Below are 17,341 nucleotides of genomic sequence, written 5' to 3' on the forward strand. Positions count from 1 at the left end.
TTCGTATATCGTGGTGTAGTAATCTCGTGCTATTATAGCATAAGATAGCATTTTATATAAAGGAAAAATATATGGATAATAATCAGAATCAGAGAAATAATAATCCCCTCGGCGGAGGGAATCAAAACGGCTCCCCAAGGAAGCAGAATATAATACTTCTTTTGGTGGCTGCCGTAGTAACAATGGTCTGCATGACCTACTTTATGAAGGCCTTTTCAGAAAATACCAACTCTGAAGTTACCTATTCAGAATTTCTTCAGATGGTAGATGATGGCAAGGTTGATCACATCATTATCGAAGACGACAGGATAAATATCTATCCCAAGGAAACAAAAGCTGAGGACCAGCTGGGCTTTGGCTACTCCCTTACAGGTTACACAACTGTAACATACTATACCGGTAAATCAGAAGAGGACGGCGTTCTCACTCAGAGAATGCTTGATAAAGGAGTCGAGGTTTCAAGCGAGGTTCCGGATTCATCAGGAGCAATCCTTACATTCCTTCTTTATTATATAGCTCCAATTCTTCTTATGTGGCTTCTTCTTTCTGTGATCTTTAAGAGAATGGGAAGAGGCGGCGGACCACTTAGTGTTGGTAAGAGCAATGCCAAGGTTTATGTTCAGAAGGAGACCGGAGTTACCTTCAAGGATGTAGCTGGTGAGGACGAGGCAAAAGAGTCACTGGTAGAAGTTGTAGACTTCCTCCATAACCCATCCAAGTACGCCAAGATCGGAGCCAAGCTCCCTAAGGGCGCCCTCCTTGTAGGACCTCCCGGAACAGGTAAGACACTTCTTGCCAAGGCCGTTGCAGGTGAAGCTCATGTTCCTTTCTATTCACTGGCAGGTTCAGATTTCATCGAGCTCTACGTTGGTGTAGGTGCCAGCCGTGTAAGAGATCTTTTCAGCGAAGCTAGTAAGAATGCACCATGTATCATTTTCATAGATGAGATCGATGCCATCGGACGTAGCCGTGACAGCAAGTACGGTGGTGGTAATGAGGAGAGAGAACAGACACTTAACCAGCTCCTTTCCGAGATGGATGGTTTCGATTCCTCCAAGGGTGTACTTATCCTTGGTGCTACCAACAGACCTGAGATCCTTGATAAAGCGCTCCTTAGACCTGGTCGTTTCGACAGACGTATCATCGTTGATAAGCCTGATCTCAAGGGAAGAGAAGAGATCCTTAAGGTTCACTCCAAGGACGTTAAGATGGATGAGACCGTTGATCTTAAGGGAATCGCCCTTGCAACCAGTGGTGCTGTAGGTTCTGACCTTGCAAACATGATCAACGAAGCTGCCATCAACGCCGTTAAGGCAGGCAGAGAGTACGTTTGCCAGCAGGATCTTATGGAAGCTGTAGAGCAGGTTCTTGTCGGAAAAGAAAAGAAGGACAGGATCCTGAGCAAGGAAGAGAGAAAGATCGTATCCTACCACGAGGTTGGACACGCACTTATAAGCGCAGTTCAAAAGAACACCGAGCCTGTTCAGAAGATCACTATCGTACCAAGAACCATGGGAGCTCTTGGATATGTTATGCAGGTTCCTGAGGACGAGAAATATCTTCAGACCAAGGACGAGATCATCGATGACATCATCGTTGCCCTTGGCGGACGTGCAGCAGAGGAAGTTATCTTCAACACTGTTACCACAGGCGCTGAGAACGATATCGAGAAGGCCACATCAATGGCCCGCAGCATGATCACCATGTTTGGTATGAGTGAGAAGTTCGGACTTATGCAGCTTGAGTCCATCCAGAACAGATATCTTGATGGAAACAGAGTCCTCAACTGCAGTGATCAGACAGCAGCAGAGGTTGACGCTGAAGTTCAAAAGCTCCTTGCTGAATGCTACGACAGAGCCAAAAAGATCATCAGTGAGCATCTTGATGCAATGGACAAGATCGCTCAGTTCCTTATCGAAAAAGAGACTATCACTGGTAAAGAATTCATGAAGATCTACCGTGAGGTATGCAACATCCCTGAACCCACAGAGGAAGAGGCAGAGGCAGCCAAGCACGGAAGGATCTACGCAACAAGAGCTGAGTCAGCCCTTGTTGGTGAGAACGTTCCAGTTAAAAAGCCCAAGGACAAGGAAGAGTCCAAAGAGGAAGAGTCCAAGGACGATGCTCCAGAAAAGGGGGCATTCATCGATGCTCTTGCAGGAGCAGCTGGTGACCTTCCAGTTAGCCCTGAGGCTGTTAACGATGAGCCTGTTGAAGAGGACGCCGAGCCTAAGGCTGAGGAAGCTTCAAGTGAAGATACTGCTCCTGTAAGACAGGGCGTATTCTCACATGTTCCAGATGATTTTGATAAAAAAGACTGACTTATACAAACAGCCATCTGAACTTTGGATTCAGATGGCTGTTTTAGATATGATATTTATGCTGCGCCTTCCTGCTGATACTCCTCAATCATGAGATCATAAGCTTCTATGGCACTATTGAAGCGGTCAAGTACGTCTTTTGCCTTATACATTCCATTTTCATCTGCTGTAATTCCGTTAAGATGAAGTGTATAGATTCCAGGAGGATTGTTGTCATCAAGAATGCTCATGCTTCTTAGCTGCTCAGTCTGCTGATAGACAAGGTCAAGGGTGATGTACTCTTCGCCGCTACCATCCTTCCAGGTGTTTATAACAAGCTTTGCTCCTATAGGGGTCTTTTTCTCTATCGTATCGGGAAGAGAATAATCTGAAACATCCAGTGCAGCCAGCACACTTGCAAGGTTTGAGTCATGTCCGCAAAGGAAGGTAAACTGCCTTCCTTCAGTTGTAAGTTCGCTCTCTATCTCCTGAAGAAGAGGGTGGGCTACATTAGTAGCTACTAGCGGTGCTGTAAAGAGAGCGTCACCGTAAACATCCTTTATCTCTGAGATTGCTTCCCACTGCTCTGTAGTAAGGTCATGGTCAAAAGCTGCCTTCTTTTCATCTTCTTCCTCAAAGTACTGAAGAACCAGGGCATCGCTTATCTGGCACGCCTTCTTTAGTGACCCTGATACTGAAGGTTCTTTCCCTTCTTCGATAGCAAACTCGTCATCTCCGGTATCAAAGCCTGTAAAGGAGCCATTCTTGAAATCATCAGATTCCTTCACATCAATCACTTCTTCTAAAAGAGAATAATTATCACTCAGATCTTCTATCACAGGACCAAACTTTTCTATGATCTCATCTGTTGCATCAGCTGCATAATCATCAGAAGCATACGTGAAAACTGGGTTAAATACCGGATCCATGGTATCAAAATCGCTGTGATACTCAACATCTATACCATCAACCGGCAAAAGACCTGCTGCGAAAAACTCAGCTGTAGCAATAGTTCTTTGTTTGGAGTTTGCATAAATGCGAACTGCCTCGTCTTCTGGTCTGTAGTTTGGTTCAAACAGCCCTTCTTTCTCAAGCCATTTCCTGAAGTACTGGCCCATCTCTGTTTCTAAAGTCCCTCCTCTTACAGAGAGCTGGCTGGCCTCTGCTGACCAGTCAAGCCACTCGTGAGGAGTTATGGTATCAAGTGCTGAGCCCTCGCCTGATAGCGGAGCTCTGATATTATGTCTGCTAAGGACAACAGACTTCTCTAGTGTGAAACCTTCTCTTGAAAGAGTTGCCCTTACGTTCTCATCCTCAGAAGTACCTCCTTCTGTCTTTGACGGGAACTGGATAATGTTATCTGCCTGTGCTGCTTCGATCTCTCTTTCAACATACTGGTTTTCTGCTCTGGTGATGGCATCCGGGTAAATCTTAAGGAAATCGCTCTTCATAGAGATCGGAACGTATCCCTGCTCTTTGTAGGCAGCGGATTTTTCTTCCCAGTTCTGAGTTCCCCATTCCCTCACATCATCATCCGCCACAACCATATAAGCCTCAGAGGGGGTATGGATTTCTTTTATCCAGAGCATAATTCATCATGCTGGTATCACTTCCGCTGTTACCAAAGGCAAGTACCGGATACTGACCTATCTCCCTCTCAATCCAGATGGTCTTATTGGCATTAAGATTCTTCTGGATAAAGCCGCCGGTAAATACCAGCTCATCGCCATCTGCATATTTAAAGTCCATATTTGAAGATACGTCTTCGTTTCCTTTTACCTTGACTTCGAACTCTGTACCGATCACATGGGCCGGAGAAACATAGTCACGTATAGGAGAGTTTGCTACGATTGCCCTTGTAGTAGTGCGCTCTGTTCCGCTTACCACATAGATCGTAAAGTCGTTGTCATAAAGGTACTTGACCACTTCCACCATTGGCAGATAGAAACCGTCAATGTACTTCATGTTATTAAAGCTATCTGTTTCCTTCTGGCCAAATTCTACAGCGAAGTCATAGAGCTCTTTTACAGTCATTCCTGCATAGGCCTTGGCAAAGTTTCTTGCAAGTTCCTCCCCAGCGGTGTAGCCAGGCTTTATTTCTGCAGCTGCTGCCTTCAGGTCGTCAGAGACCCTTTCAGGGTGATCCTCGAGGCAGTAGTTGATGAACATCATGGTGTCGTAGTAGGTGTAGTAAGTTTCGCAGGTAAGAGTACCATCCATGTCAAATACAGCAATCCTGTCCTCTACCGGAATGAAGTTTTCGCTGTCCTTTTTGTTTGTAACCTTTGAAACGTACTCGCATAGGCTCTCTGCGGCTTCCGAGTCAGCAGCCCAGTATTCTGAAAGGGCCTTGCCGCCATTCTTTCCGCAGCCGCATAAACCTGTGCAACAAAAAAGCAGGGCTATTATCAGCACAGTAGATAACAGCCTGCTCTTATTTTGATCTTTACCTCTTGTAAAATATGTATTCATATCTCACCTTCCTGCTTTCTCATAAGAACTAACAATATTCTAACATCTGGAATATGCAGCTTTTCTTAAAAAACTATTAATCCTTGGAAGGTGTTTTAATAATTAAATTACTTTCTGTTCCGTACACTTCTATCTGGGTAAGAGCCGGGAACGGGCTTGGATCGTCTGCCTTAATGAGATTTCCAAGCCTGATCCACTCTATTCCCTTTTTGTTTATGTCAAAGACATGGGGCTCCTGGACCTTTTTGTCCATGTTCACCACCTCAGTTGTTCCGTCAGAGAATTCAAAGGTTCCCTGAACCCACCAGTTGTCGTGTGGGAAGTCTGCTCTTGTATAAATAACAATCTTGTCAAAGTCTACCTTTCTGCCAAAGTCTATTGTGATCTTGGCATCATCCTGCCTGTTGATCCCCCAGGACTCATATGGCCACTCGCCGTGAGATAAAGTACAGATGCAGCCATCAATTGCATTTCTTGCTGCAAACACTGCTTCTCCTCTGGTCTCTACATTGGCACTGGCGTGTGGATATACACCTGAAACCTCATGCTGGTCAAAAGGATTAAGGGCCAGGTTCTTATAGGAATTTATCTCATAGTCCCTTGCATAACGGATAGTCACTACATGCCTGTTGCCAAAGAAGGCCAGGGGGTTGTAGCTTGTCTTTTTCTCATAGAAGGGAACAGTGTAAAGAACTGTCTCCTCCTTGATAAGGACGAGCGATGTCTCAATAGCCGCATCAACCTTGACCATGTAGAAGCGCCCAGGCTCAAGGCCTGAAAACTCTATGATGTCGCCCTTTCTATATTCACCATCCCAAGCAAGGACAGCCTCATCCGTGCCTTCGCTTTCCGCCTTTGGCACGTGGTCCCAGTCATTATAAACTGTAATCTTCATCTGTGTATTTCCTTTGTGATAAGTGTTTGTTACAGTGTGAGCTTTCCTTCTATTCCATAGAAATCTATGGTCTTTACCATGCCGCTCTTTAAGTGGATCTTAACAGGTCCATATCCACCGCAGCACTGAGGGTCTTCGTACTCTATTTTTTCTATTGGGAAAAGCTCATCCTCAGTAAAGTCCTCAAAGGACTCTTTGGTGATGGTCTGGGAGATCAAAAAGTATGGATCATATCCGTACTGCTTATCTCTCCTTGTGGTAGCGTAGAGGACAACTGACTTTTCTGAATCAGGGTTGGTTCCTGTGCTTGCCTTTGAGAGGATGTCTCCCCATCCGTCGAAGATAGTAAAGGCCAGCTGTTTTTCTTTTCCCGTGTGATCTCTTCCCTTTAAGATAACTGCCTTGGCGCTGCCATTGGTTTTGGTGAGCATCTCGGTTCCATTATCCGGAAAACCAAAGCTTCCAAGGGTAAACTCTATAGGTCTTCTGTACATACGGATCTTGTCAGCTCTTAAAATTCCGCATGGAACTGCAAAGTCTGCAAGGTCTATGGCTGTTCTCCAGTGGCACTCTGTCTCCATCTCGTACTCAAAGAACTGACGCCTGTAGAGAACACCGTCCTTCTCACCAGCCCAGAGAGTGGTGTTTCCTCTAAGGATCTGACCATCATCAAGGTACTTTGCCACGTACTGCTGGGATTCCACATCCTCAGCTACAGTAGCTTCCCATGGGAACTTGCTGTTAAACACAAGCTTTGAGTAGTTGTTCATTCCGTGGATATCTTTTTTATCCTTGAACACCTTACCTGTTCTTAGCTCAGTGATTCCGTTGGCTTCGTGGTTAGTGATGCAAAGACCTGGCCCATCAAGGTATGTGACCTTGCTCTCGTTTTTCTGCAGTTTATCCCAGGTTCCGTTGTTTTCTTTTGCAGTCCAGAATGGATGATCTGCTGGAAGATGCAGGCACAAAAGGGCTTTCGCAAGCCAGAAGGGTGATTCCGCACAGGAATATCCCTGAAGCAGTGGCACGAAAGGTCCGTAGAATCCAAGGGTTGGAACGCCCTTATAAAGGAAATCTTCTCTTGTAAGGAACTGAAGAAGTGACCCTGAGCAGATCCTTCTGGCAAGGCCAGGGTCCACAGAGGAGTTCTTCATAAGGAGATTTCCGTCAAATGCACTGGTGGCGGCATTTCTATAGATACCGCTCCTGCCCCACATATTTGTAAAGCCATCCCTGTCAAAGTAATCAGGGTAGGTCTTCATAAGTTCATTGGAATTTTCTTCAAACCGAGCGGCGATGTAAGGCTCTTTTTCATAGCCATACCAGTTGTTCCAGATGGCTGTGTACATGTTGAAGGCCCAGCATGAGTAGTAGTCAAAAGAGTGACCGTCTCTATACCAGCCGTTTCCTGCATAGTAGTGGAGGATGTTCTGGGCGTGATCACGCATGATATCCTCGTCTATGTCGTATCCGTTCATGTGAAGGAAGGCCAGATCAAGCATGTTGAAAAGGCGCCAGTTCTGGGGAACGGTATTGGAGTGGCCAAAGTCTGAAAGGAAGGCAGCGATCCTGTCCTTCTCCTCCTGGCTGTAGGTATCCCAGATCTCTTCCTGTGAAAGCCACAGACAGATCACAAGAGCCGCTGTTTCCACAGTCTGCTGGAAGGCAGCGAAGTTGTTGCCGCTCTTATCCTGGGCTTTCATATCCGTGTAATTTAGTACGTAGTTCTTTTCCCCGGGGGTAACTGCGTAGAGAACCTGCTTCCTGTAGTAGTCTCTTACGCTTATCCCGTTGAGTTCAAGGTCAGGCTCTATGTGCATGAGAGGCGCTGCGATGAAAAAAGATCTTGCAAGGCCCTCAAAAACTTCAGCCTTAAAGCGCCACTCGGGATCTCCCGGATGAGGGTAAGTAACCTCTGTCTCATATCTTGGCATGACAACCGGAGCCTCAATACTCTCAAGGTTATCAAAGACTCCTGATAACAGGTACCTGGCAGCTTCGATCCAGCTTTCCCTTGTAAGGCCGGTATATGGGCTAAGTTCAAAGTCGGTTTTGGTTGGTTTAAACATCTGTATTCTCCAAAGTGAGTTCACTTAAAAAATGCAAAGAGCATTGCCTGCAAGCTTCATAACTGCCTCGATGAAATAGTAATCACCATAGATGATGGACATGTTGTGGCCATCTCCGTGGTAGTCCACAGCGCAGTTATTAAGAAGGTTGTCTGTATCAAGGCCCCAGCTGATGCGCTTTTCATCAAGGGTCTTAAGGAGTTTAATTGCTGCGTCCAGGTACTTATCTCCCCCTTCATCAAGAAGGAATGAAAGCTCGATAAGGCCTGATGCTGTGATAGCTGCTGCTGTTGAATCCTCAAGATCTACGTCCTTAGGCTGGCGATAGTCTATTGGAACAAGATAAGAATCCGGAAGCTCTGAGATAACGTAGTCCGCGATCTTTTTTGAAGTTTCCAGATATTTCTTGTCACCGGTGTAGCGGTAACTGAGGGCGAATCCGTAAATTCCCCAGCTCTGGCCCCTTGTCCAGGATGAGCCAACACCATACCCCTGTCCTCCAAGGGATTCCTTCATCTTACCTGTCTCAGGATCATAAACCACGATGTGATTAACTGAGCCATCTTCCCTTACAAAATCTCTCATGGCTGTGTCAGCATGGGCTACGGCCATCATCTTAAATCTTGGATCAGTGGTCTCTTCTGATGCCCAGTAGAGAAGTGGAAGATTCATCATGCAGTCGATGATTGCATAGCCTCTTCTGTCCACGTTGTCCCAGTTGTTCCAGGCTCTTATGAAGTTACCTGCCATGTTAAAGCGGCCTGCCATGTTGCCTGCTGCCAGCATTGCGCGGTTAAGGGACTTGGGCTCCTTTTCCAGTTTGTATCTGATAACTGATGTGGGAAGCCACTTAAAGCCGTTGTCGTGGTCAAGCCCTTCAGTGATCATAAGGTTAGCATCAAGCTTATCCTCAACCTCTATGGCCTGCTGCCTGAACATCTCATTTCCTGTGAGCTTAAATAGCTGCCACATCTCGCCGCCCCAGAATCCATTGGTCCACCATGTGATCTCGGAAGCAGATTTATCATCAAATTTTCCATCTTTAGTTGTGTATGGGATTTTATCAAGATTCCTCTGTGTGACAGGAACCATCTTATCTTCGATCTTTTTAAGAACGTCCCTTACCCACTGTTGTTCTTCCCCAGTAAGATTTCTCATGTACCCTCCAACTTGTATGACTTTATTATCATTATAGGTATAAGTTTCCAGTATATTAATGAAAATCTGTGCAAATATCTTATCTTTCTTGCACACATTACTGTATTTCGAGCTTTAAGTTTCCTTCTTCGCCCATGGTTATAAGCACCCTGTAAACCTCGTGCTTCCAGCAGATCTTAAGCCTCTCATCAAGAACAGGATAGGTCTCAACATTTACTCCAAGAGATCCTTCTATTCTCACTTCCCCAAGGTCTCCAAGCTTTATAATGCTGACCTGTCCCTCATCTGTCACCTCTGGTTTTTCATAAGTCATAAGGCTCATTACAGACCTAAGGGCTCCCACATAGTTATCAACTACCTGGATTCCCTCTTTTGGCAAAAGAGCTATCTTCCTCTTGTAGCTCTTTACCCTGGTATCTCCATAGGCAGGAGCAATATCCATCTGAAGACTTCTGCCCTCAAGGTCACAGGTAACACCGTATGCTCCGAATCTTCCGCCGTCTCTTTGCATTACGACGCCCATGTCATAAACATCCATTTCTGGGGCCTTTCCAAGGCTTCCCTTATAGTCTCCATCCAGGAATGTTGGCAGATTGTGGAACTGTGACTGCATGGTCCAGATCTCGTAGCGTTTATCTGAAAAGGTCTTTCCGGTGTAAGTCTCAACCCCAAGGTCAATGATCATGGGTTTTCCATCCTTGTAGACGGTAAAGGAACCAACATCATTATGGTTGTGGGAATCCGCGTTGTTACCGGCTTTTGCCGCAAGAACGTATCTTTCATCCCTTGCGATCATAAGGCCCGTGCTGTCAAAAAAGCTGTCCTGTGGGGATATTTCTTTTCCCTCATAGCCAAGCATCTCGTCGTAGTTTAGAACCTGAAGCACATGGTAAAAGAGATTTATCTCATCGGTAATAAGTCTCTCAGAGGCTGACCCTTTCGCAAAGTCAGCTGCTGCAAAGGTCTTAAGTGCCTCGTCCCCTGTGGCCTTTCCAAACAGATACTCTCTTGCTGTGCGCCTTCCACAGATAGGACTGCAGTCAGCGAAGTTAATATAGTAGTCGCCGCAGGCATGCATTTTGACGATGTAGCTTCCTATATTTCTGATAAGTTCATTCTTGAATATGTCTGTAAAAGAGGTCTCTAAGACGCTGCTCATCACATGAAGAGCACCAAAGAGGCAGAGTCCAGCATGGGAATAGTACTGGGCGCCTTCGTTGCAGCACCCGTCATCACCGTACTCATCAAGGAAAAAGTCCAGAGAGACAGCCGCTTTTTCAAGGTAGTAGCGCCTCTCCTCCTGTGTGAAATAAGTCTCTCTTCTTGTTAAAGCCGCGATCAGGATGTTCTGGGTTATCCATGGAGTCCAGTTGCACATAGGCTCTTTTCCATTGCCCATCCACCAGAAATGCTCCCTGAAATATGGCTTAAAGATCCTCTCGTTCAATCTCTCATCCACGTACTGAGAGATGTAGGGACTTATCTTATCAAAAGCGGGCCTTAGCAGATACTCTGCCATGGCCACAAAGGCTCCTGTCTCTGCATCGAACAGGTCGATGACAGGTCTTGATGCGCTTGGAAGATACTCCTGCACAGCGTCTCTTACGTAGGTGTTGTGGGCAGGAAGGCACCAGGTAGTCTCCTCAAGGATGAGGTAGAGGCCATCCAAGATGTCATCCATAAAACGGCCCTTATTTTCCACGCACTCAGCCATAATGAGACCAGCGAGCTTCTTTCTTCTTGGGAAATACTTATCCTCGAAGGGGAGTCTTTCTCCGGTTTTGCTAAACTGTGTGAAATCAGAGATAAGAAGCTGGGTCCAAGGCGCAAGTAGCGCCTCTTCTCCAGCCTCTATGATGTCTTTTTTAAGAGAGGAAGAAAGTCCTTCCCATCTTTCTCTATGTGAGATGTCAGGGTATCTGAAAAATGCAGATGCTCCCTTAGTCTCTTTTACATGATCACTAACAATAGTTCTTTTCATTTAAAGTTATCCTTTAACAGCACCGGTTGTGATGCCAGCTACAAAGTACTTCTGAAGTGAGATAAATACGATAAATACTGGTATTAATGATAACACAGATGCTGCCATGATAAGTCCATACTCAGCAGAGTACTGGGATATGAACATCTTAAGTCCGATCTGCAAAGTCTTTTTTGACTCTGTGGTCAGATAGATGAGTGGTCCAAGGAAGTCGTTCCAGGTGTTAACGAATGTGAAGATAACCAGTGTTGAAAGAGCTGGCTTGGACATTGGTATCATGATCTTAGCGTAGATACCATACTCTGACATTCCATCGATCCTGGCTGCTTCGCACAATGAATCTGGGATTCCTGCGTAGAACTGTCTCATCAGGAACACACCAAAGGCTGAGAACGCCTGAAGGATTATGATCGCCAGATGAGTGTCCGCAAGGCCGAGACCTCTCATGAACATGAACTGAGGAACCATGTAAACCTGCCATGGAACTGCAATAGTTGCAACGTATGCAAGGAAAAGAATATCTCTTCCCTTGAACTCAAGCTTGGCAAAAGCGTATGCTGCAAAGCTTGATGTAAGGAGCTGCAGGCAGGTAACAATAAGTGTCAGCTTGGCAGTGTTTAAAGTAAACTTTGCAAGAGGGATCTTGGTCCAGATGTCCACATAGTTCTGCCATCTTGGAGCTGTTGGGATCCACTCAAAAGGTATTACAAATACATCTTTATTGAACTTCAGAGATGCTGATATCATCCACACGAAGGGCACTAACATCATAAGTGCCAGGAGGATAAGCAGCGCATAGACTATTACTCGTCCTATGGTTCTGTTTGCTTTTTTGCTTTTCACGTCAAATTCCTCCCAGGTTAATCGTTCGCGTAGTTCTTCTCACCCCTGAACTGGATGAGTGTGACAACAAGTACTATGGCAAAGAGTACCAGGGCAGATGCTGATGCCTGGCCCAGCTTCCAGTTTCTGAAAGCTTCCTCGTAGATATAGAAAACAAGTACCATAGCGCTCTTATTTACAACGCCGTTTGATCCGCCTGCCAGCATGTATACGATGTCGTATACCTTAAAGCAGTTGATCGTAAGCATAATGGTTACAAAGAAAGTGGTGGGCTTAAGCTGTGGAACAGTGATGTGCATGAACTTCTGCCAGGAGTTTGCTCCGTCAAGAGCTGCTGCCTCGTAGAGGTCTTCACTTATTCCCTGAAGTCCCGCCAGGTAAATTACCATATAATAACCCATGTTCTTCCATACGGAGAACATGATAATAGTCAACATTACTGTACTTGATGAAGCAGCCCACTTAAGAGGCGCTACATGAAATACATTCATAAGGACCTGATTGACGATACCGCCTTTTGCAGGGGTAAAGAGCATGTTCCATACAGCTGCAACTGCAACCAGTGAAGCTACATATGGAAAGAAAGCTACGGTCCTGAAGAAATCTCTTCCTTTTATTTTCTGGTTAAGAAGGATAGCAAGTCCCAGGGCCATGATCAGTGTTACCGGCACTGTGAACACGCTATATACGATAGTGTTCTTAAGTGACGCCAAAAATCTGTCGTCCTTAAAGATATTTACAAAATTCTGAAGTCCCACGAACTTCATTGCATTGCTTCCATCCCACTCTGCAAAGGACATGAGAAGAGCAAGCACTATTGGTCCAAGTGTAAACACCGCAAACCCGATAAAGTTTGGTGCAATAAAAGAATAGGCCACCAGATTTCTTTTCCTGGCCCTTCTCTTCATATTCTTTTCCATCGCGGTAAGCTCTGCTGCCATTAGTAATTCCTCATTTCTATAAAAAGGGCACTTGAAATGTAGTGAATATGTTTCAAGTGCCCCGTTTTAATCTTTACTTCTTAAGATTACTGTGCAAGGATTGCCTGAACACCTTCGTTCATAGCTGCAATAGCATCATCAACGCTTGTCTCTTCGTTCATGATAAGGTCATGCTGCTCGTTGAGAACTGTCTCAATCTCAGATGACTTGTCGTTTGCAGGCATCTCAAGGTATGTGTGGCTTGTTACAAGTGCTTCCTTAGAAGCAGCGTCTGTTGGGAATCCATCCATTGAAGAGATGAGTTCTACGATCTTGTCGTTTGTCATAGCTGGGATGTTACCTGTTGAAGCCATAACCTCTGCACCCTCTGATCCAGATACGAACTTAACGAAATCCCATGCTGCATCCTTGTTAGGAGCTGATGTTGGAACTGCAAGACCTGTGATTGTTGAAAGAGTTGATCCAGGCTCTACACCTGCTGCGTGAGGATACTTAACAATACCCCAGTTTGTGCAGTCTGTGTACTCGCCGTCTTTGATCTTCTGGATAAGTGTTGCGATGAACCATGAACCCATGTTGAGAGTTGCTACATTACCCTGAGCAAAAGCTGCTGAGTAGTGGAGACCCTGTGTCTTAAGTGTAGCGTAGTCCATGCATACGCCGTCCTTCTGCTGTGCGAGAACCATCTCGTAGTAAGGCTTTGTGAACTCGTAGTTGCCATCAACGATTGTGTTCTTTCCATCAAGGATACCATCAAGCTGGATTGTTGATCTCCATGTGTGGTAGTGTGCACCATAAACTTCTGAACCAGGAGTTGTATCTGTTACGCTTCTTGCAAGTGCATCGTACTCTTCCCATGTCATGTCGTTTGTAGGATAGTCAACGCCTGCTGCATCAAATACGTCCTTGTTGTAGAAAAGAACCCAGATATCTGAACGGAAAGGAAGCTCATAGAGATTTCCGTCGATTGTAACTTGATCTGTAACACCGTTGTAGAGTGAAAGATCTACGCCGTCTGCTGAGATACGGTCATTGAGTGACTCAAGTACTCCCTTGTTAACAAGTGAAACGTAACCAGGAACGTCCTTGATTGTAACTACGTCAAAGTCTGAACCAGAACCTGAAAGCTGTGTTCCAAGAACTGTGCTGTAATCTGTTGATCCAAGGTCAACCATCTCGATTGTTACGTTTGGATGTGCTGCTGTATAAGCATCGATAAGTGGCTGATAGTAAACTGTGCTTGATACATCCCAAAGAGCCCATTTAAGATTAACTGGCTCATCTGATGCCTCTGCTGCTGGAGCCTCTGCTGCAGGTGCCTCTGCTGCTGGAGCCTCAGTTGTTTCTGTCTGTGCTGGCTCTGCAGGAGCGGTCTGTGCTGCGCTTCCGCAAGCTGTGATGTTGGCTACAACCATAGCCATAGCAAGAATTGTGCTAAGAATTCTCTTTTTCATGGAATAACCTCCCTTTACATTTTAGCCGATGTCGGCTGTCCTTTGTTCACAGTAATTTTATAATTGTTATACGAAATTAAGAATGTACATTCTTTAACTCTTGTTGACAAAAAAATGCAATTTTTTTATATAAAATTGTATTTTATTAATCTTTCCCCTGCTCTAAACTATATCTATGCGGGGTCACAAACATTCTATAAGGAACAAAATAATCATCTGGGCCATGGGCTTTGCCCTGATCCTGGCGCTGTCCGTAGCTTCTCTTAGCTACGTTCTTTCCGTGCGCTATTTAAAAGAGAATCAGCAGCAGTCCGCCCTGACCAATATCCACGTCCTTGGTAACGACCTGGACTCTGATATAGGAAGTGTTCTTACCTTTGCTAACTGGATCCGCCTGGACAGCACGCTTGAAAACTACCTCCAGACCGTTAACAGAACCTACGCTTCTGACGAGCATCTGGGAAAAAAGCTGTCTCTCTCCGCATGGAATCACCTCAATAATGAATTTAATATCATCGGCGTAAGAAACTATGTGGACAGAGTTATCATCTCAACTCCTGATGGCAAGCAGTACCTTCAGAGTATATCAGGCGGTGATGCCCAGAGTTCTCTTAGTAGCCCCATGACCATCATGGACACTGTCTTTTTTGATGAGCTTATAACTGATCCTTCTTATGCATGGATCGGCTTTGTTGATAACCCTCTTACCAAGAGCGGTAATCCAAGGGTTCTTCCGGTTGTACGTCCCATCTACAGTTCTTCATCATCGATTGTTCTTGGCTGGGTATATCTTGATATCCCCGAGAAGGTCATTACCAATGCCCTTAGGAACTTCGTGTTATCTGAGGATGATGCTCTTTTCCTTACCTTCAGCCACGGTCATTCCTACAGATATATGGGCGGAACTCTTGTAAAAGCCACTGTCCCGGAAGGAGTTATTGCCTACACCCTTCCAGATTCCGGATGGATCATATCCTACCTTCCATCTGAAAAGGCCCTCACCAGCAGGATGAACTTTTACAGGCTCATGATCCTTCTTATATTTATGATCATCTTGTGTGCAGGACTTATCTTAAGTTTTGTTCTTCAGCGAAACATTACAAAGCCCGTTAATCTTCTTATTGGCCGCCTTGAAAAGATAGGTCAGGGAGACTTCTCAAGAGACGAGGCCCTTGAGTGGAACAACGAGCTTGGGGAGATTGGAAAGGGCATCAACTCTCTTTCCACTAATGTGTCAGACCTTATGGAGACCAAGCTTAAGGATGAGCAGGAGAGGCACGAACTGGAATACCAGGTTCTTCAGTCCCAGATCAATCCGCACTTTTTATATAATACCTTAAACACCATCAAGTGGATGGCCACAATACAAGGGTCTGATGGAATAGCAGATATGTCCACATCTCTTTCGAGGCTCATGAAGAACATCAGTAAGAGCTCTCAGGACCTTATCCCCTTAAGCGATGAGTTCTCCCTGGTGGATGACTATTTTACCATTATGAAATACCGCTACGGCGGAACCATTGAGCTTGAGTACCAGACAGATGACGAGAGCCTCCTTGATGAGAAGATCAACCGCTTCTCTCTTCAGCCAATTGTTGAGAACGCCATCTTCCACGGCATTGAGCCAAAGGGCAGCGCAGGCAGGATCTTTATCCACACCTACAGGCAGGATGGCAATGTTATAATAGACGTCACGGACAACGGCGTTGGCATGACCTCTGAGGCCATAGAGTCCGTACTCTCTGGTAAGACCCAGACCAGCACAGAGTTCTTTAAGCAGATAGGCGTTTTCAATGTTAACGAGCGCATCAAATACACCTTCGGAGAGGGCTATGGTATAACCATAGAGAGCGAACCTAACGTTTACACCACCATGAGATTTACTCTTCCCTCAGGGAAATAAATTGGAGAAGAAATGTACAGATTACTGATTGTAGATGATGAGCCCCTTGTCCAGATAGGGCTCAAGAGCATGCTGGCAAAAGAGCTGGCGGATAAAATAGAAGTTATCGGAACAGCCTCAAATGGCCAGGAAGCCTGGGACATGATCAGCATGGATCCCCCGGACATTGTCATTGCGGACATAAGAATGCCCGTCATGACCGGCCTTGAACTGCTTAACAAGTCCCACAACAAATATGGCACAGTCCCGGCTTTTATCATGCTCACAGCCTATGAAGAATTTGAGATGGCAAGGCAGGCCCTCATCGGAGAAGCGGTGGACTATCTTGTTAAGATAGAGCTCAACCCTGCAACTCTTACCAAAGCTATAAACAAGGCCATCCAGCGAATAGATGAGCTTAAGCCCCAGACCTCCCAGAAGGAAGGAAGCAGCGAAAGCTCCCTTGAAGACCTTCGTCAGAAGTTCATGGTAAAACTCTTTAACCATCTTGCTGGAAGTGAGGAAGAGTTTTTATCAGAAGCAGGACGTCTGAACCTTAGCTTTGATTACAACAGATACATTGTGGTCTACGGAGAGATCCACTCAGGGAACCAGTCTGAGGGCGCCGACAGCTCTTTTACCCAAGCTGCTCTTGACGTATATTCCTCCAGTATCAGCATGGCCAAGGAGATAATCTCAAGGCATGCGCCATGCCAGATCGTGTCAATTGATATCCAACATTTTGCGATAGTCTTTATGTTCAACGAGGATGAGCCTGTGGCTGGAACCATGGACCTTATCACTGAGGCCCTTGAAAATGCCAGGACCATGATAAGCAGCTACTTTAAAGCTGAGATCACCTTTGGAATCGGCTCTGCAGTATCTGCACCCTTAGATATCGCAGTTTCTTTTGATGAAGCCAAGACTGCAGCTCAGCAGACTGACGCTTCCCAGCCGGTAAGGCTCTTTAGCCACATCGTTGGAAGCAACAGAAGGTCAGGCAAAGATAAGCTTATTACTGCAATTCAGGAGTACATCGATTCCAACTTAAATGGCAAGCTCCAGCTAAATGAAGTGGCGGAAGTCTTTGGTCTGTCACCAGCCTACCTTTCAGTGCTGTTTAAAAAGACCACAGAGTCAGGATTTTCCGAATATGTTAATACCAAGAAAATTGACAGGGCAAAAGAGATGCTCCTGTCCGGCGATATGAAGATCTATGAAGTGGCTGACGCCCTTGGATTTGAGTCAGCGTACTATTTTTCCAAGGTGTTTAAAAAGGTGGATGGCCACAGCCCAAGAGAATATATCCAAAGTAAAAGCGACATGTGATGATACATGTCGCTTCA

At 45.5% G+C, this 17,341-nt stretch carries 12 protein-coding genes; 3 read left to right on the plus strand and 9 right to left on the minus strand.

Annotation, left to right across the window (positions count from 1 at the left end; translation table 11 throughout):
- The first annotated feature begins 71 nt into the window (after positions 1-71).
- On the plus strand, positions 72-2,321 hold the full coding sequence (gene ftsH / locus D6855_RS09390; RefSeq protein WP_120740339.1) for an ATP-dependent zinc metalloprotease FtsH: 2,250 nt from the start codon (positions 72-74) through the stop codon (positions 2,319-2,321).
- A 56-nt stretch (positions 2,322-2,377) separates the two neighbouring features.
- Here ftsH and D6855_RS09395 read toward each other — a convergent pair whose 3' ends face one another.
- From D6855_RS09395 to D6855_RS09435, 9 genes are all read right to left on the minus strand, one after another.
- Complete coding sequence (locus tag D6855_RS09395; protein ID WP_158589501.1) at positions 2,378-3,847, minus strand: histidine-type phosphatase; 1,470 nt, start codon at positions 3,845-3,847, stop codon at positions 2,378-2,380.
- A 7-nt stretch (positions 3,848-3,854) separates the two neighbouring features.
- Positions 3,855-4,772, minus strand: coding sequence for an HAD family hydrolase (locus D6855_RS09400; RefSeq protein ID WP_120740342.1), 918 nt, complete (start codon positions 4,770-4,772; stop codon positions 3,855-3,857).
- 76 nt (positions 4,773-4,848) lie between these two features.
- Positions 4,849-5,667 carry a carbohydrate-binding protein gene (locus D6855_RS09405; protein WP_120740343.1) on the minus strand — a complete coding sequence of 273 codons (819 nt, stop codon included), beginning with the start codon at positions 5,665-5,667 and terminating at the stop codon, positions 4,849-4,851.
- Positions 5,668-5,696: 29 nt separating this feature from the next.
- Positions 5,697-7,736: a DUF2264 domain-containing protein gene (locus D6855_RS09410; protein WP_120740345.1), complete on the minus strand. Its 2,040-nt coding sequence runs from the start codon at positions 7,734-7,736 to the stop codon at positions 5,697-5,699.
- Between the two features lie 24 nt (positions 7,737-7,760).
- The gene (locus tag D6855_RS09415; RefSeq protein WP_120740347.1) at positions 7,761-8,894 is read right to left on the minus strand and encodes a glycoside hydrolase family 88 protein; all 1,134 of its coding nucleotides are present in this window, start codon (positions 8,892-8,894) and stop codon (positions 7,761-7,763) included.
- Between the two features lie 97 nt (positions 8,895-8,991).
- Positions 8,992-10,875, minus strand: a complete 1,884-nt coding sequence (locus D6855_RS09420; RefSeq protein WP_120740349.1) for a heparinase II/III domain-containing protein — start codon at positions 10,873-10,875, stop codon at positions 8,992-8,994.
- Positions 10,876-10,881: 6 nt separating this feature from the next.
- Complete coding sequence (locus D6855_RS09425) at positions 10,882-11,718, minus strand: carbohydrate ABC transporter permease (protein WP_243111852.1); 837 nt, start codon at positions 11,716-11,718, stop codon at positions 10,882-10,884.
- A gap of 17 nt (positions 11,719-11,735) precedes the next feature.
- Positions 11,736-12,659 carry a carbohydrate ABC transporter permease gene (locus D6855_RS09430; protein ID WP_120740351.1) on the minus strand — a complete coding sequence of 308 codons (924 nt, stop codon included), beginning with the start codon at positions 12,657-12,659 and terminating at the stop codon, positions 11,736-11,738.
- 86 nt (positions 12,660-12,745) lie between these two features.
- Positions 12,746-14,113 carry an ABC transporter substrate-binding protein gene (locus D6855_RS09435; RefSeq protein WP_120740353.1) on the minus strand — a complete coding sequence of 456 codons (1,368 nt, stop codon included), beginning with the start codon at positions 14,111-14,113 and terminating at the stop codon, positions 12,746-12,748.
- A 175-nt stretch (positions 14,114-14,288) separates the two neighbouring features.
- Here D6855_RS09435 and D6855_RS09440 point away from each other — a divergent pair, with 175 nt between their 5' ends.
- Both D6855_RS09440 and D6855_RS09445 read left to right on the plus strand, forming a co-directional pair.
- A complete protein-coding gene (locus D6855_RS09440; protein WP_120740355.1) occupies positions 14,289-16,016 on the plus strand; it encodes a cache domain-containing sensor histidine kinase in 1,728 nt (575 codons plus the stop codon).
- A gap of 12 nt (positions 16,017-16,028) precedes the next feature.
- Complete coding sequence (locus tag D6855_RS09445) at positions 16,029-17,324, plus strand: response regulator transcription factor (protein WP_120740357.1); 1,296 nt, start codon at positions 16,029-16,031, stop codon at positions 17,322-17,324.
- Positions 17,325-17,341 lie beyond the last annotated feature (17 nt).

Source organism: Butyrivibrio sp. CB08 (assembly GCF_003625485.1).
Classification (GTDB): domain Bacteria; phylum Bacillota; class Clostridia; order Lachnospirales; family Lachnospiraceae; genus Butyrivibrio.

What these genes read in the sequence shown, in the direction of transcription:
- ftsH (WP_120740339.1), top strand. Translation starts at nt 72, where the DNA reads ATGGATAATAATCAGAATCAGAGAAATAATAATCCCCTCGGCGGAGGG.
- D6855_RS09395 (WP_158589501.1), bottom strand. Translation starts at nt 3,847, where the DNA reads ATGGTTGTGGCGGATGATGATGTGAGGGAATGGGGAACTCAGAACTGG.
- D6855_RS09400 (WP_120740342.1), bottom strand. Translation starts at nt 4,772, where the DNA reads ATGAATACATATTTTACAAGAGGTAAAGATCAAAATAAGAGCAGGCTG.
- D6855_RS09405 (WP_120740343.1), bottom strand. Translation starts at nt 5,667, where the DNA reads ATGAAGATTACAGTTTATAATGACTGGGACCACGTGCCAAAGGCGGAA.
- D6855_RS09410 (WP_120740345.1), bottom strand. Translation starts at nt 7,736, where the DNA reads ATGTTTAAACCAACCAAAACCGACTTTGAACTTAGCCCATATACCGGC.
- D6855_RS09415 (WP_120740347.1), bottom strand. Translation starts at nt 8,894, where the DNA reads ATGAGAAATCTTACTGGGGAAGAACAACAGTGGGTAAGGGACGTTCTT.
- D6855_RS09420 (WP_120740349.1), bottom strand. Translation starts at nt 10,875, where the DNA reads ATGAAAAGAACTATTGTTAGTGATCATGTAAAAGAGACTAAGGGAGCA.
- D6855_RS09430 (WP_120740351.1), bottom strand. Translation starts at nt 12,659, where the DNA reads ATGGCAGCAGAGCTTACCGCGATGGAAAAGAATATGAAGAGAAGGGCC.
- D6855_RS09435 (WP_120740353.1), bottom strand. Translation starts at nt 14,113, where the DNA reads ATGAAAAAGAGAATTCTTAGCACAATTCTTGCTATGGCTATGGTTGTA.
- D6855_RS09440 (WP_120740355.1), top strand. Translation starts at nt 14,289, where the DNA reads ATGCGGGGTCACAAACATTCTATAAGGAACAAAATAATCATCTGGGCC.
- D6855_RS09445 (WP_120740357.1), top strand. Translation starts at nt 16,029, where the DNA reads ATGTACAGATTACTGATTGTAGATGATGAGCCCCTTGTCCAGATAGGG.